The sequence below is a fragment of the Streptomyces sp. NPDC001617 genome (genome assembly GCF_053596855.1).
On sequence record NZ_JBSFHA010000002.1, the window covers coordinates 56,868 to 79,436 of the forward strand.

The following is a 22,569-nucleotide window of genomic DNA, read 5'->3' on the forward strand; positions in this document are numbered from 1 at the left end:
AGCTCGGTCAACTCACCGTGGAGAACTCCCCGTTGATGTTGGTCTTGCTGCACACTCCTGTGCCGGAGGCGAGACATCATGCTGGAGATCAACACGAGCAAGGTGAGCCGCTGGGACCAGCACGGGCGGGAACACGTCGTCCGGGTGCGGCGCGCGGGAGTGCAGCGCACGATCGAATGCGACACGTGCGGCTGGCGCAAGGGCGCCCAGTTCCTGCCCTGGCTGAAGGCGGAGGAGCACCTGGCCGAGGCCCATCAGGCGACGGTGGACCCGTCGGACGAGTAGACGGCGATGATTTTCGGGCGCGGGACGGGTCGTAACCCCGTACGACACACGCCACACGACCGTCCCGTACCGGAAGGCGACCCATGAGCGCTCTCTACGACACCCTGCAACGGCACGTCGACAACGGAACCGTGCCGGGCGCCGTGGCCCTGGTGGCCCGCGGCGCGGACGTCGAGGTGGTGACGGTCGGCTCGGTGGACACCGACGGCGCCGCCCCGATGGCACGGGACTCGATCTTCCGTATCGCGTCCATCACCAAGCCGATCACGGCGGCGGCCGTGCTGATGCTGGTGGAGGACGGGGTGCTCACCCTGGACGCACCGGTGGAGGAGTGGCTCCCGGAGCTGGCGAAGCCGGTGGTGGTGCGCGCGCCCGAGGCCCCCGTGGACGAGGTGGTGCCGGCCTCCCGCCCGATCACCGTGGAGGACCTGCTCAGCTCCCGCACCGGCTGGGGCTTCCCCTCCGACTTCTCCCTCCCCGCCGTGCAGTCCCTCTTCACGGTCCAGAGGGACGGCCGGCAGCTCCAGGACTGGCCGGACCACGACACCTGGCTCCGCCTCCTCGCCCAGGTGCCGATGCTCCACCAGCCGGGCGCGGCCTGGCTCTACGGCACCTCGTCCGACCTCCAGGGCATCCTGATCGCCCGGGCCTCGGGCCGGGCGCTCCCCGACTTCCTGACGGAGCGGATCCTCGAACCGCTGGGCATGAAGGACACGGCGTTCGAGGTCCCGCCCACGAAGCGCCACCGCTTCACCTCGGCCTACTCCCCCGCCGAGGACGGCACCCTCCACCTGTCCGACACCCCGGACGGCGAGTGGAGCAGCGTCCCGCGCTTCCACTCGGGTGGCGGCGGCCTGGCCTCCACGGCCGACGACTGGCTGTCCTTCGCGCGCCTGCTCCTGAACTCCGGCACCACGCCCACCGGCCACCGCCTCCTCTCCCCCACCTCGATCAGCCGCATGACGACGAACCACCTCACGGCGGCCCAGCGCGACAGCGCCACCCTCTTCCTGGAGGGCCAGGGCTGGGGCTACGGCGGCCAGGTCGACGTCACCCCGTCGGACCCGTGGAACGTCCCCGGCCGCTACGGCTGGGTCGGCGGCACCGGCACCACGGCCCATGTCGTCCCGCCCACGGGCACGGTCGCGATCCTCCTCACCCAGGCCGGCATGGCGAACCCGACGCCGACGCCGGTGATGCGGGACTTCTGGGGGTGTGTGGCGGGCGGCTGAAAGGGCCCGGCGGGCCGGTTCGGGGCGGCTCTACGATCCCCCGCATGACCAAGTTCATCACCACCGTCTGCCTGCCGCCGACCGAGCCCGGGGAACTTCCCGAAGCGATCGCCGCGGCCATGAAGCCGTACGGCCACGACCTCATCGACGACTGGAACCCGGTCGGCGAGTGGGACTGGTGGATCATCGACGCCAGACCGGGGACCGCCTACCTCGTGCTGCCCGAGCACGACGGCGACCGAAGACTCTTCACGCCCGCCACCGTGCCCCGCAGCCACGCCGGCCAGACCACCCGTTTCACCACGGACGTCCTCGACCCCCTCGGACCGCTGGAGTGCTACGGCGGCCCTCGCGGCCTGCTCGACTTCGACGGCATGCGGCGGCGCAGGGCGGAGCGGTACGACGCCCTGCGCGCCGCCTGGGACGGGCTGACCGCGCTGCACCCGCCGGCCCGCCCGCTCACCGACTTCGTCGCCCGGCACGAGGCCGATCCCGACGGCTACTCCATGGCGGACGCCAAGGAGGACCACCTGACCCAGCCGCTGGTGCAGGAGGTGGCGCAACGGGCCGTCACCGGCGCCGACCCGCACTTCGACACGTCCTTCCTGCTGAACGACCCGATCGCGTACTTCGCGGAGGAACACGACAAGTCCCGCCAGGAGGCGATCGGTTGGGCCGTCGCCGGCTTCGCCCTGCTCGACCTCGACGGCACCTGGACGGACGCGTACGCCGACGGCTACCGGGAGCGGGCCAACGCCTACCTCGACGCCCTCCCCGCCGAGGCGGTCGTCGTGGACGTGCTCTGCCACTGCTGAGCTCCGAGCGCTAGCCGCGCAGCCCCCGTACCAGCAGATCCACCACCGCCTCGAACTCCCCCTCCACGCCCGGCTTCTCCCACTCCTTGGCGTAACCGGGGTCGTGGAAGCGGCCCGTGGCCTGGAAGAGGGCGAGGGCGGCGGCGGACGGGTCGTCGGTCCGGAAGGTGCCCGCTTCGACGCCGGCGCGCACGATGTCCGTCAACTGGTCGGTCAGCTCGGCGACATGGGATCCGACCACCTCGACCGCGTCGTGGGCCAGGACCGAGTACGTGGCGAACAGCTCCGGATCGATCCCGGCCTTCTGGCGCTTGGCCGCGAAGAGCGCCGCGAGCCACTCGCGCACCCGTGCCTCCGGGTCCCGGCCGGTGTCGGCGGCGATGCCGGCGAGCAGCTCCGTCGTACGGTCCAGCCACTGCTTGGTCACCGCCGCCCGCAGCGCCGCCTTGGTCCGGAAGTGCCGGTAGACGCTGCCGTGGCTGACGCCGAGCGCGCGGGCCACGTCGACCACGGTGGCCTTGGCCGGGCCGTGGCGGCGCAGCACCTCCTCGGTGGCGGCGAGGATGCGCTCGGCGGTCAGGGTTTCGCTGGTCGGAGCCATGCCTAGACGGTACCCGGCACCGCGATCAGCGCTCGCTGTCGAGCATGGCCATCTGGGCGGGGGCGTACCGTTCGCCGGCGGCCGCGTCCGCCGGTACGGCCGCCTCGATCGCGGCGAGGTCGGCCGCGTCCAGCGTCACGTCCAGGGCACCGAGGGCCTCGCCGAGCCGCTCGCGGGTGCGGGCACCGATCAGCGGCACGATGTTCTCGCCGCGCGACAGCACCCAGGCGATGGCGATCTGGGCGACGGAGACGCCCTTCTGCTCCGCGATCTTGCGCAGGGACTCGACCAGCGTCAGGTTGTGCTGGAGGTTGTCGCCCTGGAAGCGGGGCGAGTGGGCGCGGAAGTCGTTCGCGGCGAACCCCTGGCCGGGCGTGACATGGCCGGAGATCAGCCCGCGGGAGAGCACGCCGTACGCGGTGACGGCGATGCCCAGCTCGCGCAGGGTGGGCAGGATCTCCCGCTCGGGGCCGCGGGAGATGAGCGCGTACTCGATCTGGAGGTCGGCGATCGGGGCGGTGGCGGCGGCCCGGCGGATGGTGTCCGCGCCGACCTCGCTCAGGCCGATGTGGCGGACGTACCCCTTCTCGACGAGCTCGGCGATCGCGCCGACGGTTTCCTCGATCGGCACGTTCGGGTCGAGCCGGGCGGGGCGGTAGACGTCGATGTGGTCGACGCCGAGGCGCTGGAGGGAGTACGCGGCCCAGGTCTTCACGGCGGCCGGGCGGGCGTCGTAGCCGAGCCACTCGCCGTCCGGGGCGCGGTGGGCGCCGAACTTCACGCTGGTCAGCGCGTTCTCGCGGAGGGCGGCCGGGGCGGTGCGCAGGGCCTCGGCGATCAGCAGTTCGTTGTGGCCCATGCCGTAGAAGTCGCCGGTGTCGAGCAGGGTCACGCCCGCTTCCAGGGCGGCGTGGATGGTGGCGATGGACTCGGCGCGGTCCGCCTCGCCGTACATGCCGGACATGCCCATGCAGCCGAGGCCGAGGGCGGAGACCTGGGGGCCGGTGGTTCCGAGGTTGCGGGTTCGCATCGTCATGCCGACCACCCTGCCATGACAGATGACAGATTTCAATATCTGTCATTCCATACCTTCCTCATCACGGTCCAGACCTCTTGACGAAAGGTCTGGACCACGAGCACTGTCATGCCTACGACACCTCACCGCACCCCCACCGGGAGGCCCGTATGCTCCGCCGCACCCTGCGTCTGCTCGCCGCCGCACTCACGACCGCCTGTCTCGCCCAGCTCCCCCTCTCCACCACCGCCTCCGCGGCCGACACCTGTGCCGTGCAGTCGAAACCGTCCGGCAAGGTCCTCCAGGGCTACTGGGAGAACTGGGACGGCTCGGCCAACGGCGTCCACCCGCCCTTCGGTTGGACCCCCATCACCGACTCCCGCATCCCCGCCCACGGCTACAACGTGATCAACGCGGCCTTCCCGGTGATCCGTTCGGACGGCACGGCCCTGTGGGAGGACGGCATGGACTCGGGCGTGAAGGTGGCGACACCCGCGGAGATGTGCGCGGCGAAGGCGTCCGGCCGGACGATCCTGCTGTCGATCGGCGGCGCGACGGCCGGCATCGACCTCAACTCGACCGCGGTGGCGGACAAGTTCATCGCGACGATCGTCCCGATCCTGAAGAAGTACAACTTCGACGGCATCGACATCGACATCGAGACGGGCCTGGTCGGCAGCGGAAACATCACCCAACTCTCCACGTCGCAGGCCAACTTGATCCGCATCATCGACGGAGTGCTGGCCCGCATGCCGTCGGGCTTCGGCCTCACCATGGCTCCGGAGACCGCCTACGTCACCGGTGGCAGCGTCACCTACGGCTCGATCTGGGGCGCGTACCTGCCGATCATCAAGAAGTACGCCGACAACGGCCGCCTGTGGTGGCTCAACATGCAGTACTACAACGGCAGCATGTACGGCTGCTCCGGCGACTCCTACCAGGCCGGCACGGTGGCCGGTTTCACCGCCCAGACGGACTGCCTCAACAAGGGCCTGGTCGTGCAGGGTACGACGATCAAGGTCCCGTACGACAAGCAGGTACCGGGCCTGCCCGCACAGTCCGGCGCGGGCGGCGGCTACATGTCACCGAGTCTGGTCTCCCAGGCGTGGAAGCACTACGGCACCGCGCTCAAGGGCCTGATGACCTGGTCGATCAACTGGGACGGCTCGAAGAACTGGACCTTCGGGGACAACGTGAAGTCGCTCCAGGGCCGCTAACGCGCGGTCAGCGCCAGCTTCGCGCCGAGCGCCACGAACGACCCCGCGAAGCTCCGCCGCAGCCACGCCATCACACGCGGACGCGAGGTGACGTGGCTGCGGACCGAGGCGGCGAGGATGCCGTATCCGGCGAACACCACGAAGGTCGTCAGCATGAACACACCGCTCAGCGCCAACATCCTTGGCAGCGCGTGCGGTTGGCCGGGGTCCACGAACTGCGGCAGGAACGCGAAGAAGAAGATCGTCAGCTTCGGGTTGAGGAAGTTGACGAGCACGCCGCGCACGATGACCCGCCCGGCGGAACTCGGGGCGGCCTCCTCGTCGACGGCGATCGCCTCCTTGTCCCGCACCGTGGCCCACGCCATGTACAGCAGATAGGCGACACCGCCGTACTTGAGCACCTGGAAGGCGGCCGCACTGGCATTGAGCAGTGCGGCCAGCCCCGTGACGGTGGCCACCACATGCGGCACGATCCCAAGCGTGCAGGCGAACGCCGCGACGACGCTCGCGCGCCGTCCCCGGGACAGCCCGGCGGCGAGGGTGTAGACGACGCCGGTACCGGGAGTGGCGACGACGACCAGGGTGGTGAGGAGGAAGGCGAGGCTCATGGGGCCAGCCTGGTGACACGTCGGCCCTTGATACAGGTCCAAAGAGGAGCCCGTATCAAGGGCCAATGAGTCGGCGAGCCGGCTCCCTAGGCGCCGATCAGGCGCCCGGCCAGGTACCCCTCGATCTGGTCGAGGGACACGCGCTCCTGCTTCATCGAGTCGCGCTCGCGCACCGTCACCGCGTTGTCGTCCAGGGTGTCGAAGTCGACCGTCACGCAGTACGGCGTACCGATCTCGTCCTGGCGCCGGTAGCGGCGCCCGATCGCGCCCGCGTCGTCGAACTCGATGTTCCAGTGCTGGCGCAGCGCCTGGGCGAGACCCTTGGCCTTGGGCGACAGCTCCGGGTTGCGGGACAGGGGCAGCACGGCCACCTTCACCGGCGCGAGGCGGTGGTCGAGGCGCAGCACCGTCCGCTTCTCCATCTTGCCCTTGGCGTTCGGCGCCTCGTCCTCGACGTACGCGTCGAGCAGGAAGGCCAGCAGCGTACGGCCGACACCGGCCGCGGGCTCGATGACGTACGGCGTCCAGCGCTCGCCGGCCTCCTGGTCGAAGTAGGAGAGGTCCTGGCCGGAGGCCTTGCCGTGAGCGGTGAGGTCGTAGTCGGTGCGGTTGGCGACACCCTCCAGCTCGCCCCACTCGTTGCCGCCGAACTGGAAGCGGTACTCGATGTCAGCGGTGCGCTTGGAGTAGTGGGAGAGCTTCTCCTTCGGGTGCTCGTACCACCGCATGTTCTCCTCGCGCAGGCCCAGGCCGGTGTACCAGCTCCAGCGCTGCTCCATCCAGTACTCCTGCCACTTCTCGTCCTCTCCCGGCTTGACGAAGAACTCCATCTCCATCTGCTCGAACTCGCGGGTGCGGAAGATGAAGTTGCCGGGCGTGATCTCGTTGCGGAAGGACTTGCCCATCTGCGCGATGCCGAACGGCGGCTTGCGGCGCGAAGTGGTCTGCACCTGGGCGAAGTTGGTGAAGATGCCCTGGGCGGTCTCGGGGCGCAGGTAGGCGATGGAACCGGAGTCCTGCGTCGGGCCCAGGTGGGTGGAGAGGAGCCCCGAGAACTGCTTGGGCTCGGTGAACTGGCCCTTGTTGCCGCAGTTCGGGCAGTTGACGTCCGCCAGGCCGTTCTCCGGGAGGCGCTTGTGCTTGGCCTCGTAGGCCTCCTCCAGGTGGTCCGCGCGGAACCGCTTGTGACACGAGGTGCACTCGGTCAGCGGGTCCGTGAAGGTGGCGACGTGACCGGAGGCGACCCAGACCTCGGGGGCCAGGATCACGGACGAGTCGATGCCGACCACGTCCTCGCGCGACGTCACCATGTAGCGCCACCACTGGCGCTTGATGTTCTCCTTGAACTCGACACCCAGCGGCCCGTAGTCCCAGGCGGCGCGCTGGCCGCCGTAGATCTCACTGCAGGGAAATACGAAGCCACGGCGCTTGCTCAGGCTGACGATGGTGTCGATCTTGTCGGCGGCCACGGTGCTCTCTTCATTACGACGACGGGCGACGGAGCGAGTTGCTTCCAGCGAATGCTTCAGGGTACCGGCGGGGGCTGGCTCCCAATCAAATCGACCCCTTGTTGACAATCGTTTCCACCTTTGTTGAAAATGACTGTCATGAACGTAAGACGACGCCTCATACCCGCGGTGACGACCGCCGCGGCCGCGGCCCTCGGCCTCACCACCCTTTCCGCCTGCTCCAGTCAGAGCGCCGCCGCGGCGGGCACCGGCACGTTCGGCGTCGTCGCGTCGTTCTACCCGATGGCCTTCCTCGCCGAGCAGATCGGCGGCGGCCACGTCCATGTCACCAGCCTCACCCAACCCGGCCAGGAGCCGCACGACCTGGAGATCAGCGCCAGGCAGACCGCGCAGCTCCAGGAGTCCGACGCGGTGCTCTACCTCAAGAACCTCCAACCCTCCGTCGACGACGCGGTGGCCCAGTCCGAGGTCAAGACCAAGATCGACGCCGCCGCCCTCACCTCGCTGGAGAAGCACGGCAACGAGGTCGGCGGCCACGCGGCCTCGCACGACAGTTCCCGGAACGAGGAGCTGGCCGGCCTCGACCCCCACATCTGGCTGGATCCGGTGCGGTACGCCCAGGTCGCCGAGGGAGTCGGCAAGGCCTTCGAGAAGGCCGACCCGGACCACGCGGCCGACTACAGGAAGAACACCGCGGCCCTGGTGAAGAAGCTGGACGCGCTCGACACGCAGTTCAAGGACGGGCTCGCGAACACGAAGTCCAAGGTCTTCATCACCACCCACGCCGCCTTCGGCTACCTCGCCGAGCGCTACGGCCTCACCGAGGAGGCCATCAACGGCCTCGACCCCGAGTCGGAGCCGAGCGCGGCCCGCGTCAAGGACCTGGAGACCATGGCCAGGGCCGACGGCGTCACCACCGTGTTCTACGAGACGCTCGTCAGCGACAAGACCGCGAAGACCATCGCCTCCGACGCCGGGCTCAGGACGGACGTCCTCGACCCGATCGAGGGCATCACCGCCAAGTCCCGCGGCAAGGACTACTTCTCGGTCCAGGAGGCCAACCTCAAGGCGCTGCAGACGGCCCTGGGGTCCACATGACCTTTACGGAGGACGACATGGGCGCCTCGGGCCGGCCCGACACCGAGCCCGTCATATCGCTGCGCGGCGTACGCGCCGAGCTGGGCTCGCGCCCCGTCCTGCGCGGTATCGACCTCACCGTGGCACGCGGTGAGGTCGTCGCGCTGCTCGGCGCCAACGGCTCCGGCAAGTCGACGGCGATCCGGTCGGTCATCGGCCAAGTCCCGGTCAGCGCAGGGGAGATCGAGCTGTTCGGCACCCCGCGCAAGCGGTTCCGGGACTGGGCGCGGATCGGATACGTCCCGCAGCGCACCACGGCCGCGGGCGGCGTACCGGCCACCGTCACCGAGATCGTCTCGTCCGGCCGACTGTCCCGGGCCCGCTTCGGGGTGCTGCGCAAGGCGGACCACGCGGCCGTACGCCAGGCCCTGGAGCTGGTCGGCATGGCGGACCGGGCGAAGGATTCGGTGAACGCGTTGTCGGGCGGCCAGCACCAGCGCGTCCTGATCGCCCGCGCCCTCGCGGCCGAACCCGAACTCCTGATCATGGACGAGCCGATGGCGGGCGTGGACCTGGCCAGCCAGGAGGTGCTCGCGCAGACGCTCAGGGAGCAGGTGGCGGCCGGTACGACGGTCCTGCTCGTCCTCCATGAACTGGGCCCGCTGGAGCCCCTGATCGCCCGCGCGGTCGTCCTGCGCGACGGCTGCGTCCTGCACGACGGCCCGCCCCCGCAAGCTGTCGGCCAGCATGCCCTGCCAGGCCACGACCACGTACACCCCCACGAGCACGCGCCCGTGCGGACAGGACTGCTGAGCTGATGGACTTCCTCGACTACGCCTTCATGCAGCGGGCCCTGCTCGCCGCCGTCCTCGTCGGCGTCACGGCCCCGGCGATCGGCATCTACCTCGTGCAGCGCCGGCAGGCCCTGATGGGCGACGGCATCGGCCATGTGGCGATGACGGGCGTCGGCCTCGGCTTCCTGCTGAACACGTCCCCGGTGTGGATGGCGACGGCCGTCTCCGTGCTCGGCGCGATCCTCATGGAGCTGATCCGCTGGTACGGCCGCACCCGCGGCGACATCGCCCTCGCGATGCTCTTCTACGGGGGTATGGCCGGCGGCGTGATGTTCATCAACCTCGCGCCCGGCGGCTCCAACGCCAATCTGATGTCGTACCTCTTCGGCTCGCTGTCGACCGTCTCGGAGTCCGACGTGACGGCGATCTGCCTGCTCGCGGGCTTCGTGGTCCTGGTCACCCTCGGCCTGCGCCGGCAGCTGTTCGCGGTCAGCCAGGACGAGGAGTTCGCGCGGGTGACGGGCCTGCCCGTGCGCGCGCTGAACCTGCTGACGGCCGTCACGGCGGCGGTGACGGTGACGGTGGCCATGCGGGTGGTGGGCCTGCTGCTGGTGAGCGCGCTCATGGTCGTACCGGTGGCCGCCGCCCAGCAGCTCGGCCGCAGCTTCGTGGCGACCTTCGCGATCGCCGTCGCGATCGGCGTCACGGTGACCATCGGCGGCACCGTCACCTCGTACTACCAGGACGTCCCGCCCGGAGCGACGATCGTGCTGCTGACGATCGCGGCCTTCGTCCTGCTGACCGCCCTCGCCGCTCCCCTGACCCGGCGCCGGGCCCGGGCGGCAGCCGCCGCGCACCCGTCCGGGGACCCCGCAGAGTGCGCGATTCCGGCCGCCCGGGAGGCCGACGGCAAGGTCGGCGTCTGACCGCGCACAGACCGGGCTGGCACAATGGCCCGGCAGGCGCAGACGCAGAGGCGCGAGGGAGCCGAAGGGGCGCGTCGGTGTCGTGGGCTCGACACCGGCACAAAGCGCCCCGTAGGCGATCGAGCCGAAAAGAGGAGGAACCGGTGACCACCGCTGGACCGCCCGTGAAGGGCCGTTCCACCCGGCAGCGGGCCGCCGTGGCGGCGGCCCTGGACGAGGTCGACGAGTTCCGCAGCGCGCAGGAGCTCCACGACATGCTCAAGCACAAGGGCGACTCGGTCGGCCTCACCACGGTCTACCGCACCCTCCAGTCCCTCGCCGACGCCGGCGAGGTCGACGTCCTGCGCACCTCCGACGGCGAGTCGGTCTACCGCCGCTGCTCCACCGGCGAACACCACCACCACCTGGTCTGCCGCGTCTGCGGCAAGGCGGTCGAGGTCGAGGGCCCCGCGGTGGAGAAGTGGGCGGAGGCGATCGCGGCGGAGCACGGGTACGTCAATGTGGCCCACACGGTGGAGATCTTCGGCACGTGCGCGGACTGCGCCTCCGCCGGTGCCTGACGCCGGCGCTCAGACGCGGGTGAGATTGCGGTCGAGGATCTCCCGCAGCCTGTCCGCGTCCGCCGGATCCGCCAGGCCGCGCTTGGGCAGCACGGTGAAGCAGCTGGCGTTCTTGTCGTCGCTGTAGGTGAAGAACGCGTCCTTGGTCTCCCGATAGCGGGGCTGCGCGGCCCACTTGACCGACGTCGTGCTGTTGTCGGTGGTCATGGTCAGCCCGGCGTCCGTCACGGTCGCGCGACAGGCGCCGTTGCGAACGGCGAGTTTGAGGAAGGCGCGAGCCTGGAGCCGGGGGGCGAGCAGCAGCAACGACGCGACCAGGGGCAGCCAGATCAGCAGGAACCAGTCGGGTTTCTCGCCCCCCGCCACCGCGAGCGACGCCTTCAGCACGAAGGCGAGCGCCGCGAGACCGAAGGACCAGTACCGGATCCACCCCCGCCGCCGCACCCGGTTGCGCTCCCGCAGCGCCCCCGTGAAATCCCCCATGACCGGCTGATACGCCAGCTCGACCACGCCCTGTTCGGCGTCCCGCCCCATGTCCATGACCATGAGGCGGGATCGTACAGGCGCGTTTCCGCCACGCGCGCGTCACTTACGCCCGAAGCACTTCTCCAGCTCGGCCAGGTCGTAGAACGTGCTGCCCTTCGAGATCGGGGTGCAGCCGGCCTTGAACGCCGTCTCCTTCTCGTTGTAGAGCATGCGGACCAGGTAGCGGTCGCCCTTGCGGTAGACGTCCCACTGGATGTTGGAGCCCAGCGGTGCCACCTCCGCGCCGCGCCAGGGGTTGTTCGCGTAGGTGTACGGCTGCCCCGGCGTCGCCGCCTTCGTGCTGCCCGGCAGCCGCATCAGCGCCGCCAGCGGGATGATCTCCTCGGCGTGGGTGAAGCGGAGTTCGGCGCCGAGGGTGCTGGTGCCGGCCTTCTCCGCCTCGACCTGGTGGAAGAAGTCGTCGAGGAGGACGTCGGCCATCTTGTAGGTGATGTCGCTGTCCGAGAAGCCGGGACCCTTCTCGTAGAAGTCCTCGACGTCGGAGAGGTAGCCGAACCAGGCGGCGTCGGAGCGCGAGAGGTAGCGCTCCAGGCCCCAGCCCGCCCCGTCCGGGCTCTCCTCGACCATCGCGGGCGCGATCGCGTACAGGTTGTAGACGGCCTGCGCGGCGGCCACCTGGTCGGCGTCGGCGAGCCCCGCCACGAAGTCGGCTCGGAAGAGGCGGCGCAGGACGCCGCGCGCGGCCTCTTGGGTCCTGGGCTGGTCGGTGATCGACGTCAGGGTGTCGGCGAGCCGCTGGTCGTTCGCTACGTAGTCGCGGTACGCCGCCCCGCCCGCCGCCTTGTGGAAGTACAGCAGGTCCTTGTCGGTGCGGACCGGGCCGATCAGCGGCTTCAGGTCCGGGTCGGCGTCGGCGAGGGCGCCGGTGAACTCGTTGCCGCTGTCGATCGCACGCCCCTGCCCGGAGGAGACGACGTCGATCTTCTCGCCCTTCGCGGCGATCTCGGAGAAGAGGGAGGGCAGCCGGTCGGCCAGCCGCCGCGCGGTGTCCCGCATCTCCTGCCTGCCGCGCCCGCTGAGGTTGCCGTAGCCGACCTGGGCCATGGCGGCCTGCAGGGCCCGCACCCTGGGGCCGAACTCCTCGCCTTCGCGCGTGAGTCGGCCCGCCGCCCGCGCCTTGCCCCAGAGGGCGAGGATCAGGTCCCCGTCCTCGCTGTCGGTGGCGGAACGGGAGCCGTGCCGGGAGACGTTCTCCGTGAAGACGGGGGTGAAGCCGGCGGGCGCCTTCTGGTAGGTGCGGGGGTTCTGCTCGGGGGAGTACGGCGCCTTGGTGCCGTAGCTGTCGCGGTGCGCGACCTGCTGGTCGGCGGCCTGCGCGGGCAGGGCCGTGACCAGCAGGGTGCACAGGGCGAGAGCGGGGGTGACGCGCTTCATGGCCGGATCGTCGGCGATCCTCGTGAACCCCGGGAGGATGCCGGGTGGCTGTTACGCGTCCTCGGACTTGCCCTCCATCGCCAGCAGCTCCTCGTTCGGGATCGCACCGCCGAACCGCCGGTCGCGGGAGGCGAACTCGACGCAGGCCCGCCACAGGTCACGCCGGTCGAAGTCCGGCCACAGCACATCCTGGAAGACCATCTCGGCGTAAGCGCTCTGCCAGAGCAGGTAGTTGGAGGTGCGCTGCTCGCCGCTGGGGCGCAGGAAGAGGTCGACGTCCGGCATGTCCGGGTAGTACAGGTACCTGGCGAAGGTCTTCTCGTTCACCTTGGCCGGGTCGAGCCGCCCGGCCTTCACGTCCTCGGCGAGGGCCTGCGCGGCATCCGCGATCTCGGCTCGGCCTCCGTAGTTCATGCAGAAGTACAGCGTGAGCTTGTCGTTGTCCTTGGTCTGCTCCTGGGCGACCTGGAGCTCCTTGGCCACGGACCGCCACAGCTTGGGCATACGGCCCACCCAGCGCACCCGGATGCCCAGCTCGTCGAGGGTGTCGCGGGTCTTGCGGATGAAGTCGCGGTTGAAGTTCATCAGGAAGCGCACCTCGTCCGGCGACCGCTTCCAGTTCTCGGTGGAGAAGGCGTAGAGGGAGATCGCGCCCACGCCCATCTCCACGCCGCCCTGCAGCACGTCGAGCACGCGCTCGGCGCCGACCTTGTGCCCTTCCGTCCGCGGCAGGCCCCGCTCCTTCGCCCACCGGCCGTTGCCGTCCATGACGATCGCCACATGCTTGGGGATCAGCTCGCCGGGAAGCTTCGGCGCACGCGCCCCCGACGGGTGCGGCTCCGGCGTCCTGTACTCGCGGCGCTGGCGCCCCAGGATCCCGCGTACAACCATGCGCTCCTCGTCTCCTCTTCTGCCTCTTCTACGACTTCTCTACGTACCGCAGCGAGCGGAGCCCGCGTTCCATGTGCCAGTGCAGGTAGGCGGAGACCAGCCCGCTCCCCTCCCGGACGTACCGCGGCTCGCACGCGTCCGCGCTCTCCCAGTCTCCCGTAAGAAGCGCGGCGAGGAGTTCCAGGGTCTGCGGAGACGGTACGACGCTGCCGGGCACCCGGCAGTCCACGCAGACCGAGCCGCCGGAGGCGACGGAGAAGAAGCGGTTCGGGCCGGGCATGCCGCACTTGGCGCAGTCGCTGAAGGTGGGGGCGTAGCCGTTGACGGCGAGCGAGCGGAGGAGGAAGGCGTCGAGGACGAGGTGGGGAGCGTGCTCACCGCGGGCCAGGGTCCTCAGTGCCCCCACGAGCAGCAGATACTGCTGCACCGCGGGCTCGCCCTCGTGATCGGTGAACCGCTCGGCGGTCTCCAGCATGGCGGTACCGGCGGTGTACCGCGCGTAGTCCGTCACGATCCCGCCGCCGTACGGCGCGATGGTCTCGCTCTGCGTGCACAACGGCAGCCCACGCCCGACCAGCTCGCTCCCCTTGGCGAAGAACTGCACGTCGACATGGGAGAAGGGCTCCAGCCGTGCCCCGAACTTCGACTTGGTCCGCCGCACCCCACGAGCCACGGCCCGCACCCGCCCGTGCCCCCGAGTGAGCAGCGTGATGATGCGGTCCGCTTCCCCGAGCTTCTGGGTCCGCAGAACAACCCCGTCATCACGAAACAGACTCATCGCACGCCCCCACGAGGTTCCGGCCAGAGGCCCGACCCACCGCGCAACGGCCATCGGACCCACCCACCCCCGGGCGAACACCGCACCAGGCGGTCCACCTCCCCGAGCCTCCGGGCCCGCAGAACAACCCCGTCATCACGAAACAGACTCACCGCACGCCCCCACGAGGTTCCGGCCAGAGGCCCGACCCACCGCGCAACGGCCATCGGACCCACCCACCCCCGGGCGAACACCGCACCAGGCGGTCCACCTCCCCGAGCCTCCGGGCCCGCAGAACAACCCCGTCATCACGAAACAGACTCACCGCACGCCCCCACGAGGTTCCAGCCAGAGGCCCGACCCACCGCGCAACGGCCATCGGACCCAGCCACCCCGGGGCGAACACAGCATGATGCGGTCCGCCTCGCCGAGCCTCCGGGTCCGCAGGACGACGCCGTCATCCCTGGACAGACTCATCGCGCATCGCCCCCCGAGTGGGTGTGCGGCACGATGCCGGCGGCGCGGAACAGGCTCATGGGGCCATTCTCGCGTACGGGCGGGGTCAGCGGGTGCGGTCGGGGTGACTGATGGTGTCCCAGGGGGCGAGGTTCCAGGGGCTGGAGCGGTTGGCCGGGTCCAGGAGGGCGCGAAGGTGGGCGTCGGCGGCGGCCTGCGGGGCGGGGAGGGAGGCGTCCTCGTCGCCCCGCGCGCCCGCGAGCCCGTCCCGCCACACCTTGCGGCCCAGCAGGTAGTGGTCGGCGTACTCCTGCCAGGAGGCGTACGTCCCCGCGACCGCCGGCACGATGTTCTTCAGCGCGGTCCACGCGTCGGCCTCGCTGATCAGCCCGCACGCGAAACCGCGCCGCGCGATGTCGACGTACAGGGCGGCGTCCCAGGCGAGCGGGGCGACACCGAGGAGCCGCTGGGCGCGGGCGCGGTAGCCGCTGCGGGCGAGTTCGTCGAGCCGGCGGGTCAGCCGTTCGCGCGAGGTGATCTCCCACTGGTCGGCCAGCCAGCTCCGGGCGCGGTCGTCGTCGAGGCGGATGAAGGGGTAGAGGGTGGTGCGGGAGGCGTCGCGGTCACGGCTCACCGGCGCGCTCAGGGACACCATCCACAGCTGGTGCGTGGTGAGCGGCGTGGGGTAGCGCTCGGCGGCACGCGCCTTCGACCTCGACTTCGACCAGCTCCGTATGCTCCACAGACCCATGGGCCCGCACCCTACCCACGTCCCGCGTCAAGGAACTTCACCCCTGCTGCGGGCGTTGGCATACGCCGTCGCCGCGCTGAGCCGCTCGGCCTGGGTGGCGCCCCGCACGGCACCGGGCTCCACGTCCCACTCCCTGCCTCCGCCGTACGGTCGCAGTTGGACGTACGGTCCCTCGTGGCCCATGACGATGCCGACCTTTCCGGTGCGGAGGTCCACGACATGAGTGCCGACAGGGGGTTTCGGGGACTTCATTTCCCCTCCTTAACGACCGTAACGAAAGCAGTGCACAATTCCGAGTGGCGGTACGCCTATTCCGACCCAAGCGTGCTCCCCTTTCTTTTTGGGTTTCACGCTTTTCCGGAACGGGGTGACGTACGGCCCCTACACTCGGCAGGAGTCTGTGCTCTGCAAGTACGGCGCAGGTCAGGAGGGGTCGGCCATGGACGAGTTCCTGTAAACCGACGGTATTTTCGAGCGGTATACGGATTACTTCTACTCGGCGACCCGGCGCAGCCGACGGCGCACGGTTCCCGACTCCGGTTCGGGCTCGGGTTCGGGTTCTGTCGCCGCCCACAGTTCGTTGAACTGGCTGACGCGGTCCTCGACGTGTTCGCGTTTCATCCGCAGCATCGTCATGTCCGGCCTGACATGGTTGTCCGGCCGGGTCTCGTAGCACAGCTCCCCGTCGAAGATGATGAAGTCCATCACCGTGCCGCCCGGATCCAGCTGGGACTGCACGCCGATACGCGCGTCGATGCCGTGCCTGATCTGTCGTGCGCAGAGTTGTCTGAGGGCGTCGGTGACCTGTTCCGGCTCGTCCACGAGGAACAGCCGCCGGATCTCCACGCCCCGGATCTTGATGGCCTTCTCCTGCGCGGCCAGATACCGCTTCGCCGGCTCGCTGGCCCAGAAGTCCCGGTCGACGGTCGTACTGGTGGCGTAGAGCGTCTTCTTGACGCACAGGGCGAGGTCGATCAGCCACTCGTGGTTCTCGAACCCGGAGTCCGCCCGGCCGCTGATGAGGTCCTCCATCAGCTCCGCGAGACGCTTCAGCTCCTCCTCGGCGAAGCTCTTGACGATCCCCGGCGCCTCGTCACCGACCTGGGTGTACGCCTTGACCAGCCGGGTCACCTCCTCGGAGCGGAGCACGGAGCCGTCCACCTTGCTGAACAGCTCCGTCGCCTCGTTGATCTTGGCGAAGCTCTGGTCGACCGCCGTACGCATCTCCGCGTGGTGGTTGGCCAGGCTCTGCTTCATGTCGTCGATGTGCCGGCGCTGGCTCTCCTCGACGACCTCCAGGCGCTCCCCGAAGTCCACGAGGTACTGCACGATCAGCGTGGCACTGCCGAGGACGATGGACGCCACCCACTGCCAGATGTCGTTGTTGTCGCCGTTCAACAGGATGGTCAGCAGGAAGGCGCCGCCCGCCGCCGACGCGGTGATGAGGATCTTCCAGAACAGCTTGGGTATGCCCTGCCGCGGCAGTACCGCTCCGGTGTCCCCCGTGCCTAATGACGCTCCGCTCATCCGACTCCCCCGTCAGGAATGTGGTTGGTGCCGCCCTCAGCTCGTGCTCAACGCCTGGTGCAGCAGTGGTATGGCCTGGACGGCCAGTTGGTCCCGGATGCGCTGGACCAGGTTCCGCCATTGGCGGGTGAACCCCGGTTCCCGTTCCAGCACTTCCCACAGGTGGACCAGTGAGCGGTCCACTCGCGCGTGCGGCATCCACAGATGCAGCAGATGGTCGACTGCCGGGCGCAGTGCCAGGACCGCGGCGGGCCCGTCCGCCGCGGCGAGCCGACTGCTGTCCAGCATGTGCACCACCGTCGTCAAAAGCCAGTCGTGGAGCGCGAGATCCTCGCACAGACCCGCGGCCGCGGCGACCGGTGTGTCCGCGGGCAGCCTCAGCCGCACGGTCCGCAGCCCGTCCTCGGCCAGCGTGAACCGCGTCAGTTCCGCCCGCTCGCCCTCGGGGATCCGGTGGGCGACCCAACGCAGCTGGGTACGGCGGGACTTGAAGGGGACCTTGCGATCCAGGAGCGGATGGCGCAGGAGTCGCGTCAGCAGGGACTCGGCGATCGCCCCGAGGTCGAGCTCGTCCCGGCCCGGACCGCGCAGCACGCCCTCCGTGGTGGGCTGTTCGGGCAGTTTGCCGAAGGGTTCGACCACACCGGGCCGCACCAGATAGTGCCCCCAGGGGCGGCGGACGTCGGGGCCCGCGGCCGGCGCGCTGAAGTACGCGGTGGACTGCAGCAGACGGCCTTCGGTGAGCGTCGCACGGGCGGCCACCGTGCCGACGGCGCGGACCTTGGCGCCGTTGGAGGTGGGCAGCCGGCAGTCCACTCCGGTCAGGACCTCGGGGGACAGGGCGTACAGATTGGGCCGTTCGGAGACGCGCACCTGTTCGTCGGCGCGCAGCCTGAGCAGTTGGGCGGCGGCCCGGCCGTCCAGCGCCTGGAAGGACGGCAGCAGACAGGTCCGCACCTCACCACAGGCGAGGACCGGGCGGGCGGGCTGTCCGGGAGCCGTCGTCATGTCAGGTCCCCTCGATGGAGGGCGCGTTGACCGGCTCCTCGTAGAAGACGTAGGTGGCGCGCTGGGCGACCGCTTCCGGGACGGCGAGCCCCTCCCGGGCCGAGCGCTCGGCGACCTGCGCCAGCGCCCCGGCGTCGACCTGGATCTGGTCGAGGATGAGCCGCACGGCGTCCTCGACGGCCAGGAAGCGGTTGGGCATCAGCGTGCAGGTGCGGTAGGCGCTGAAGGCGGCGGCCTGCGGGGTGAGCTGGAGCAGGGGCGGCAGCCGGTCCCATTCGTGCGGGAAGTCCTCGCCGTTCCAGGGGTGCGGGGTCAGCACCGGCTCGCCGAGGTGCCGTAACAGTCCGAGCCGGGCCAGCTGCCATACGGCGGCCAGGAACGGGCAGGACCACAGCCGCCGTCCGTCCTGCTCGGACCAGAGTTCGACGTCCATGAAGACGGAGTGGTTGCGGGCCGCGGTCTCCTGGGGCGGCTGCCAGTCCTTGACCTCGCCGAGGGCGGCGCGTCCGGCGGCGGGCGTGCGCCGGCCGTTGGCGAGCCAGCCGGTCTGGCCGACGGGCGGCCGGGAGCCGTCGCTGCCCGGTGGCGGCGACTCGACCAGACGGTGCATGACGGACTCGGCGATCTCGATCCGGCCGGCGACCGCGCAGCCCGACTCACGGGCCAGGTAGTCGATGACCAGGCCCGCCTTCTCGGCCTCCTTCAGCACCAGCGGGACGAGTTCGGCCGGGGTGGAGAAGCGGGTGAAGTAGTCGTCGATCAGGAAGCAGGTGCTGATGCGGGCGCGCTTGCCTCCGGTGCGACGGGCGGCGGAGGCGCGGGCGGCCTCCACCCAGAGCCGCACCTCGGCGAAGTGCTCGCGCAGCCGCTCCGGGCCCGCCTCGAAGTCCTCCATGTAGAGATGGCCCAACTCCAGGGAGAGATGGGACAGTTGCACGGACCTGGTGTGCGGCTCCGCGGTGGTCTCCCGGAACACGGCCTCGGTCACGCCGGCTCCCAGCTCTTGTCGTCGGTGAGCCGGGCGGCGAGCCGGCTCAGCGCCTCCCAGGTCTCCCGGTTGGCGATCTGGCTGTCGAGCACGTCCTCGTCGGTGATGAGCTGCTCCCGCCACTGCAGGACCGGTTCGAGGGGGATGGAGCCCAGGACCTGGCTGTAGCCGATGCCGGCGGTGGAGGCGAGCTGCTTGAGGTCGTCGTCGGCCTTGCGCAGCCACGCCGACTGGGTGGGCGAGACCTGCGACCACAGCGGTGACTCGGGATCGGGTACGGCGGCCCGGACGAAGCGGATGGCGCCGCGCAGCGCCTCCTCGTCATGGCCGCGGGCCGCACCGGCGGCGACGATGCCGCGCTCGCCGAAGACCAGGCTCGCCGCGGCCGCCACATGCTGGCGGGTCCAGCGGTGGAAGACCAGCCAGCGGGCGGTGATCTCGCTCATCTCGGGCTGCGCGGTGGCCTCCAGGACCATGTCGACGGCGTACGAGCGGCCGGCGCTGAGATCGACGACGACCAGCTCGAACTCGTAGGAGAGCTTCATCAGCAGGTCGACGCAGAGCCGCACGTGCTCGCCGTTGGTGGCGAACTCGCCGCCGCTGACGTCACCGGGCAGCAGCACCAGACGGCCGCAGCCGGGCGGCGGGTCGCGCAGCACCTGGTGCTCGGTCCGGGCCCAGATGTCTATGCGTTCCGGCTCGCCGACGTGCCCGGTGAGATAGGAGTGCAGGCCGCTGTCCTCGACCGCCCGGCAGGCGTCGGCCACGTCGAAGACGGCCGAGGCGGTGGGCGAGCCGAAGTCGAAGTCCAGGTAGCAGACGTCGTCCCCGGCCAGCGCCCGGTGGTAGGCCAGGTTGGCGCTGGTGACGGAGCGGCCCGTGCCCCCCTTGTCGGAGGCGGCGAAGATCAGCACGGTGTCACCGTCCCTGGTCCGCGGCTTCGCGGGCCCGGGTGAGCGCGTCGAGCTGTCCCAGTACGTCCAGCGCCAACGCGTAGGACGTGCCGGGCTGTTGGTCCAGGAGGCTGCGGGCGCGGCGCAGCTTGACCTCGATGTTCCTCAGTTGCATCCCGTGCCGGCCGTCGTCGGTGGGGGCGGGTTCCATCTGTTCGTTGCCCAGAAGGTGGGCGGACTCGCTGAGCAACGCGCCTGCCAGTTCGGTGAGTTCGAGGCTGCGGACCGGTGGCTGCCGGTACATCTGGTGGACCTGGACCATCACTTCGGCGACCCGCTCGGTGATGTTCCACGACACCGGCACCCGGCGGGGGACGATCTCGGCCTCGGGATAGGCGGCGTGGACGTAGTCCCACAGGCCGGTGCCCTCGCCCTCCCGGATGCGGCGGCGCCACATGTGGTCGAAGACGTCCTCGGCGAGACTGAGCAGCCGGTCGTGCGATGCGAGGTTGCGCGAGAGCGCGCGCAGTTGGACGGTCCGCTTCAGCAGCTGCGCCGAGAAGTCGTGCAGGGACCACGTCATCGGCGGGCCCAGCCGCTCGCTGCCCTGCAGCGGCAGTTTGACGCCCGCGTTGTGCAGTTCGTAGACCGTGCGGTCGTCGCGCGTCATCCGGCTGGTGACACGGCCGCGTTCGGCGAGGCGTTCCATGACGGTGACGGTGCGGGCCAGGTCGTCGTCGGTGGCCCGGCGGCGCATCAGGTCGTGGACGAGGATGGCGGCGACGGAGAGGGAGAAGTACTCGGACTCCAGCTGCTGTCCCGTCGTACGCCAGGGAATGTCCTCCAGGGGCCAGCGGTCGGGGTCGAAGCGGGCGATGCCGGACCAGTACTGCTGGGTCAGCTCCCAGCGCAGCCGGAGCGCCTCGGCGAGCTTCTGCTGTTCGACGTTGAGCAGGCCCAGGGTCAGCGTGCGGTCCGAGAACAGGTCCTGGATGCCGTCGAGGGCGACCACGGTGAAGTACAGGTACGGCACCGCGTCGGCGACGCCGTCGGGCTGCGGTCCGACGGGTTCGTCGGTCACGACCTCGGGGGCGTCCTTCACCAGGCTCCACGCCCAGCCGCACTCGAAGAGCTGGTTCTCGTCCTTGAGCCCCACCTGGACGTCGATACCGAGGGACACGCTCTCGACGATCGCGGCGCGCAGGGCGCGGAAACGGTTCTGGAACTTGGTCAGCACCTGACGCTGCGACAGGCGTCCCTGGCCGAGGAGTTCACACAGGTTGCGGCCCTGCGGGGAGTCGGTGTCGAAGGCGTTGACGGTGAAGGAGCGCAGCATGCTCACCATGGCGGCGGTCAGCCGGTTGCTGGTTGCCGTCCGCAGCTCGGCGATCGTCTCCTGGATGTCGGTGCGTCTGGTCCTGGTCTCGTAGATCTTGAGGAAGCCGAGGGTGGCCAGACATAAGGTGATCGACATGGAGAACGAGTCGACCACGCCGAGTTGGCGCTGTTCCTCGGTGACCTCCTCGGTCTTGTCCGCGGATCCGAAGTAGTACCCCCCGGCAAAGGTGGGCCTCTTGTCCTCGCCGGTGTGGGTGGTCATGAACTCGGACGCGGCCTTGACGAGGTTGGCCGGGAGGTCGAGCCGCCCGCCGGCCTTCCTCAGGGCCTGCTGGACGTCCCCCTGTGTGGTGTCCGGGTCGTCCAGCCGGAACGCCGGGATCTCCGTGGCCGGGTACAGCAGGCAGAGCAGCCGCTCGGCATCCGCGACGCTGCTCTTACCGCCCCACTCGCCCCAGGCCCACTGCTCCCCCTTGAAGGAGTGGCGGGCGATGGCCTGCCAGATGTCCAGCAGATGCTGGCGTGGCTTGATCTGCATCCCATGCCCCTCACACAGGCCGCATTGCCGTCACTTGAGGAATGTCCCTCTTCTTTTGTGAAGACTCAGGCGGTCGGAATGTCCGCGTCCGTATTCTGTCGCCATCCGTAGGCAAGGATCATTCCCGAATACCCGTCGCGCACACCTGCCGCGGACTTGAGCCGCTGCACCGTGAAGTCGCCCGCGAATGGTTCGAGACTCGCATGGATCTCGGACTGTCCCACGTCACAGGCCGGGAAGAACTCGTCCCCGACGTGATAGCCCTTTGAGTGCTCCATGAAGGCGGCGACGAAGGGGGCCCCGGGAGCCAGGGCGCGCATGAAGCACTCGACGCCCCGGTCGAACTCCTGGTGAGAGGTGGTCATCGACTCGGCGACGAAGAACATCGTCCCGACGGACCACGGCCCGCCGAAGGCCGACAGATCGAAGATGTTGCCCCGCTCGACCTTGACGACCTTGCGGAACCGCTCGCGGGGGTCGAAATCAAGGGAGTTGTACGCCTCGTGCCCGCGCAGGGCGTCCCAGAACTTGTCCCAATTGCCGCCGTAGGAGTCGACCTGGCTCCTGAGGTACGCCACGTTCGCGGACGAGTGCTCGAAAAGAGTGATCTCGTCGCACCACGGCATCATGGAGAGCGCGGGATAGAGATTCGCCCCGGCGCCGACGTCGATGCCGTAAACCGGCCCGAAGCCCTGCTTCCGGAAATGACCGCCGAAGTGATCCCGAACGATATTCAGGATCTCCGCGTCCTCTGCCTGTAAGACGCGGTAGTTGTGATCAACGTAGGCGATCGGGTCGAATGAACTCCAGGGCGCGTCCGCATTCTTCACCCGGACACCCCCGACGCATCCCCCGACGATCTCAAGGTCATTTACCTACGGTACCAACACCGGAGGCCCTCCG

Annotated in this window: 24 protein-coding genes and 1 pseudogene; 8 read left to right on the top strand and 17 right to left on the bottom strand. The window is 69.7% G+C overall.

Features of this window, described 5'->3' with window-relative positions; all coding sequences use genetic code 11:
* Positions 1–78: 78 nt before the first annotated feature.
* The 3 genes from ACWC09_RS01925 to ACWC09_RS01935 all read left to right on the top strand — a co-directional run bounded on the left by ACWC09_RS01925 (position 79) and on the right by ACWC09_RS01935 (position 2,332).
* On the top strand, positions 79–285 hold the full coding sequence (locus tag ACWC09_RS01925; RefSeq protein WP_450847530.1) for a hypothetical protein: 207 nt from the start codon (positions 79–81) through the stop codon (positions 283–285).
* A gap of 83 nt (positions 286–368) precedes the next feature.
* Positions 369–1,517, top strand: coding sequence for a serine hydrolase domain-containing protein (locus ACWC09_RS01930; protein WP_450847531.1), 1,149 nt, complete (start codon positions 369–371; stop codon positions 1,515–1,517).
* A gap of 44 nt (positions 1,518–1,561) precedes the next feature.
* Positions 1,562–2,332, top strand: coding sequence for a hypothetical protein (locus ACWC09_RS01935; RefSeq protein ID WP_450847533.1), 771 nt, complete (start codon positions 1,562–1,564; stop codon positions 2,330–2,332).
* Between the two features lie 10 nt (positions 2,333–2,342).
* Here the strand turns inward: ACWC09_RS01935 and ACWC09_RS01940 are convergent, their stop codons facing one another.
* On the bottom strand, positions 2,343–2,933 hold the full coding sequence (locus ACWC09_RS01940; RefSeq protein ID WP_450847535.1) for a TetR family transcriptional regulator: 591 nt from the start codon (positions 2,931–2,933) through the stop codon (positions 2,343–2,345).
* 25 nt (positions 2,934–2,958) lie between these two features.
* On the bottom strand, positions 2,959–3,969 hold the full coding sequence (locus ACWC09_RS01945) for an aldo/keto reductase (RefSeq protein ID WP_450847537.1): 1,011 nt from the start codon (positions 3,967–3,969) through the stop codon (positions 2,959–2,961).
* A gap of 149 nt (positions 3,970–4,118) precedes the next feature.
* On the opposite strand from ACWC09_RS01945, the gene ACWC09_RS01950 reads away from it, so the two are divergent.
* On the top strand, positions 4,119–5,165 hold the full coding sequence (locus ACWC09_RS01950; RefSeq protein ID WP_450847539.1) for a chitinase: 1,047 nt from the start codon (positions 4,119–4,121) through the stop codon (positions 5,163–5,165).
* Here ACWC09_RS01950 and ACWC09_RS01955 read toward each other — a convergent pair.
* Positions 5,162–5,773, bottom strand: coding sequence for a LysE family translocator (locus tag ACWC09_RS01955; protein ID WP_450847540.1), 612 nt, complete (start codon positions 5,771–5,773; stop codon positions 5,162–5,164). The two genes, ACWC09_RS01950 and ACWC09_RS01955, sit on opposite strands and share 4 nt — an antisense overlap.
* A gap of 86 nt (positions 5,774–5,859) precedes the next feature.
* Complete coding sequence (locus ACWC09_RS01960; RefSeq protein WP_450847542.1) at positions 5,860–7,242, bottom strand: glycine--tRNA ligase; 1,383 nt, start codon at positions 7,240–7,242, stop codon at positions 5,860–5,862.
* 138 nt (positions 7,243–7,380) lie between these two features.
* Between ACWC09_RS01960 and ACWC09_RS01965 the strand changes: the two genes are divergently transcribed.
* From ACWC09_RS01965 to ACWC09_RS01980, 4 genes are all read left to right on the top strand, one after another.
* A complete protein-coding gene (locus tag ACWC09_RS01965; protein ID WP_450847544.1) occupies positions 7,381–8,340 on the top strand; it encodes a metal ABC transporter substrate-binding protein in 960 nt (319 codons plus the stop codon).
* Complete coding sequence (locus ACWC09_RS01970) at positions 8,337–9,137, top strand: metal ABC transporter ATP-binding protein (protein WP_450847546.1); 801 nt, start codon at positions 8,337–8,339, stop codon at positions 9,135–9,137. The genes ACWC09_RS01965 and ACWC09_RS01970 overlap by 4 nt, the downstream gene beginning before the upstream one ends.
* Positions 9,137–10,039 carry a metal ABC transporter permease gene (locus ACWC09_RS01975; RefSeq protein ID WP_450847548.1) on the top strand — a complete coding sequence of 301 codons (903 nt, stop codon included), beginning with the start codon at positions 9,137–9,139 and terminating at the stop codon, positions 10,037–10,039. Before ACWC09_RS01970 ends, ACWC09_RS01975 begins: the two co-directional genes overlap by 1 nt.
* A gap of 143 nt (positions 10,040–10,182) precedes the next feature.
* On the top strand, positions 10,183–10,599 hold the full coding sequence (locus tag ACWC09_RS01980) for a Fur family transcriptional regulator (protein WP_450847550.1): 417 nt from the start codon (positions 10,183–10,185) through the stop codon (positions 10,597–10,599).
* A gap of 9 nt (positions 10,600–10,608) precedes the next feature.
* Here the strand turns inward: ACWC09_RS01980 and ACWC09_RS01985 are convergent, their stop codons facing one another.
* From ACWC09_RS01985 to ACWC09_RS02045, 13 genes and pseudogenes are all read right to left on the bottom strand, one after another.
* A complete protein-coding gene (locus ACWC09_RS01985) occupies positions 10,609–11,145 on the bottom strand; it encodes a YcxB family protein (RefSeq protein ID WP_450847552.1) in 537 nt (178 codons plus the stop codon).
* 39 nt (positions 11,146–11,184) lie between these two features.
* Complete coding sequence (locus tag ACWC09_RS01990; protein ID WP_450847554.1) at positions 11,185–12,519, bottom strand: histidine-type phosphatase; 1,335 nt, start codon at positions 12,517–12,519, stop codon at positions 11,185–11,187.
* Positions 12,520–12,570: 51 nt separating this feature from the next.
* Complete coding sequence (locus ACWC09_RS01995) at positions 12,571–13,410, bottom strand: isoprenyl transferase (RefSeq protein WP_450847556.1); 840 nt, start codon at positions 13,408–13,410, stop codon at positions 12,571–12,573.
* A 28-nt stretch (positions 13,411–13,438) separates the two neighbouring features.
* Entirely contained in the window at positions 13,439–14,188 is a 750-nt protein-coding gene (recO, locus tag ACWC09_RS02000) for a DNA repair protein RecO (protein WP_450847557.1), read from the bottom strand.
* Between the two features lie 190 nt (positions 14,189–14,378).
* Positions 14,379–14,492: pseudogene (locus ACWC09_RS02005) on the bottom strand (DNA repair protein RecO); the annotation flags it as partial.
* Positions 14,493–14,729: 237 nt separating this feature from the next.
* Entirely contained in the window at positions 14,730–15,374 is a 645-nt protein-coding gene (locus ACWC09_RS02010) for a DUF1266 domain-containing protein (protein ID WP_450847559.1), read from the bottom strand.
* 27 nt (positions 15,375–15,401) lie between these two features.
* Positions 15,402–15,626, bottom strand: coding sequence for a hypothetical protein (locus tag ACWC09_RS02015; protein WP_450847561.1), 225 nt, complete (start codon positions 15,624–15,626; stop codon positions 15,402–15,404).
* A 240-nt stretch (positions 15,627–15,866) separates the two neighbouring features.
* Complete coding sequence (locus ACWC09_RS02020) at positions 15,867–16,901, bottom strand: DUF6879 family protein (protein WP_450847563.1); 1,035 nt, start codon at positions 16,899–16,901, stop codon at positions 15,867–15,869.
* Positions 16,902–16,937: 36 nt separating this feature from the next.
* Positions 16,938–17,909: an SCO2521 family protein gene (locus ACWC09_RS02025; RefSeq protein ID WP_450847564.1), complete on the bottom strand. Its 972-nt coding sequence runs from the start codon at positions 17,907–17,909 to the stop codon at positions 16,938–16,940.
* A 1-nt stretch (position 17,910) separates the two neighbouring features.
* On the bottom strand, positions 17,911–18,897 hold the full coding sequence (locus ACWC09_RS02030) for an SCO2522 family protein (RefSeq protein WP_450847566.1): 987 nt from the start codon (positions 18,895–18,897) through the stop codon (positions 17,911–17,913).
* Positions 18,894–19,811, bottom strand: a complete 918-nt coding sequence (locus ACWC09_RS02035) for an SCO2523 family variant P-loop protein (protein ID WP_450847568.1) — start codon at positions 19,809–19,811, stop codon at positions 18,894–18,896. Before ACWC09_RS02035 ends, ACWC09_RS02030 begins: the two co-directional genes overlap by 4 nt.
* Positions 19,812–19,815: 4 nt before the next feature.
* A complete protein-coding gene (locus ACWC09_RS02040; protein ID WP_450847570.1) occupies positions 19,816–21,666 on the bottom strand; it encodes an SCO2524 family protein in 1,851 nt (616 codons plus the stop codon).
* A gap of 65 nt (positions 21,667–21,731) precedes the next feature.
* Complete coding sequence (locus ACWC09_RS02045; RefSeq protein WP_450847572.1) at positions 21,732–22,496, bottom strand: SCO2525 family SAM-dependent methyltransferase; 765 nt, start codon at positions 22,494–22,496, stop codon at positions 21,732–21,734.
* Between the last annotated feature and the right edge of the window lie 73 nt (positions 22,497–22,569).

Bases quoted from the DNA above. Each gene is read 5' to 3' on its own strand.
- ACWC09_RS01925 (WP_450847530.1), top strand. From the start codon at position 79: ATGCTGGAGATCAACACGAGCAAGGTGAGCCGCTGGGACCAGCACGGG.
- ACWC09_RS01930 (WP_450847531.1), top strand. From the start codon at position 369: ATGAGCGCTCTCTACGACACCCTGCAACGGCACGTCGACAACGGAACC.
- ACWC09_RS01935 (WP_450847533.1), top strand. From the start codon at position 1,562: ATGACCAAGTTCATCACCACCGTCTGCCTGCCGCCGACCGAGCCCGGG.
- ACWC09_RS01940 (WP_450847535.1), bottom strand. From the start codon at position 2,933: ATGGCTCCGACCAGCGAAACCCTGACCGCCGAGCGCATCCTCGCCGCC.
- ACWC09_RS01945 (WP_450847537.1), bottom strand. From the start codon at position 3,969: ATGACGATGCGAACCCGCAACCTCGGAACCACCGGCCCCCAGGTCTCC.
- ACWC09_RS01950 (WP_450847539.1), top strand. From the start codon at position 4,119: ATGCTCCGCCGCACCCTGCGTCTGCTCGCCGCCGCACTCACGACCGCC.
- ACWC09_RS01955 (WP_450847540.1), bottom strand. From the start codon at position 5,773: ATGAGCCTCGCCTTCCTCCTCACCACCCTGGTCGTCGTCGCCACTCCC.
- ACWC09_RS01965 (WP_450847544.1), top strand. From the start codon at position 7,381: ATGAACGTAAGACGACGCCTCATACCCGCGGTGACGACCGCCGCGGCC.
- ACWC09_RS01970 (WP_450847546.1), top strand. From the start codon at position 8,337: ATGACCTTTACGGAGGACGACATGGGCGCCTCGGGCCGGCCCGACACC.
- ACWC09_RS01975 (WP_450847548.1), top strand. From the start codon at position 9,137: ATGGACTTCCTCGACTACGCCTTCATGCAGCGGGCCCTGCTCGCCGCC.
- ACWC09_RS01985 (WP_450847552.1), bottom strand. From the start codon at position 11,145: ATGGTCATGGACATGGGGCGGGACGCCGAACAGGGCGTGGTCGAGCTG.
- ACWC09_RS01990 (WP_450847554.1), bottom strand. From the start codon at position 12,519: ATGAAGCGCGTCACCCCCGCTCTCGCCCTGTGCACCCTGCTGGTCACG.
- ACWC09_RS01995 (WP_450847556.1), bottom strand. From the start codon at position 13,410: ATGGTTGTACGCGGGATCCTGGGGCGCCAGCGCCGCGAGTACAGGACG.
- recO (WP_450847557.1), bottom strand. From the start codon at position 14,188: ATGAGTCTGTTTCGTGATGACGGGGTTGTTCTGCGGACCCAGAAGCTC.
- ACWC09_RS02010 (WP_450847559.1), bottom strand. From the start codon at position 15,374: ATGGGTCTGTGGAGCATACGGAGCTGGTCGAAGTCGAGGTCGAAGGCG.
- ACWC09_RS02015 (WP_450847561.1), bottom strand. From the start codon at position 15,626: ATGAAGTCCCCGAAACCCCCTGTCGGCACTCATGTCGTGGACCTCCGC.
- ACWC09_RS02020 (WP_450847563.1), bottom strand. From the start codon at position 16,901: ATGAGCGGAGCGTCATTAGGCACGGGGGACACCGGAGCGGTACTGCCG.
- ACWC09_RS02025 (WP_450847564.1), bottom strand. From the start codon at position 17,909: ATGACGACGGCTCCCGGACAGCCCGCCCGCCCGGTCCTCGCCTGTGGT.
- ACWC09_RS02040 (WP_450847570.1), bottom strand. From the start codon at position 21,666: ATGCAGATCAAGCCACGCCAGCATCTGCTGGACATCTGGCAGGCCATC.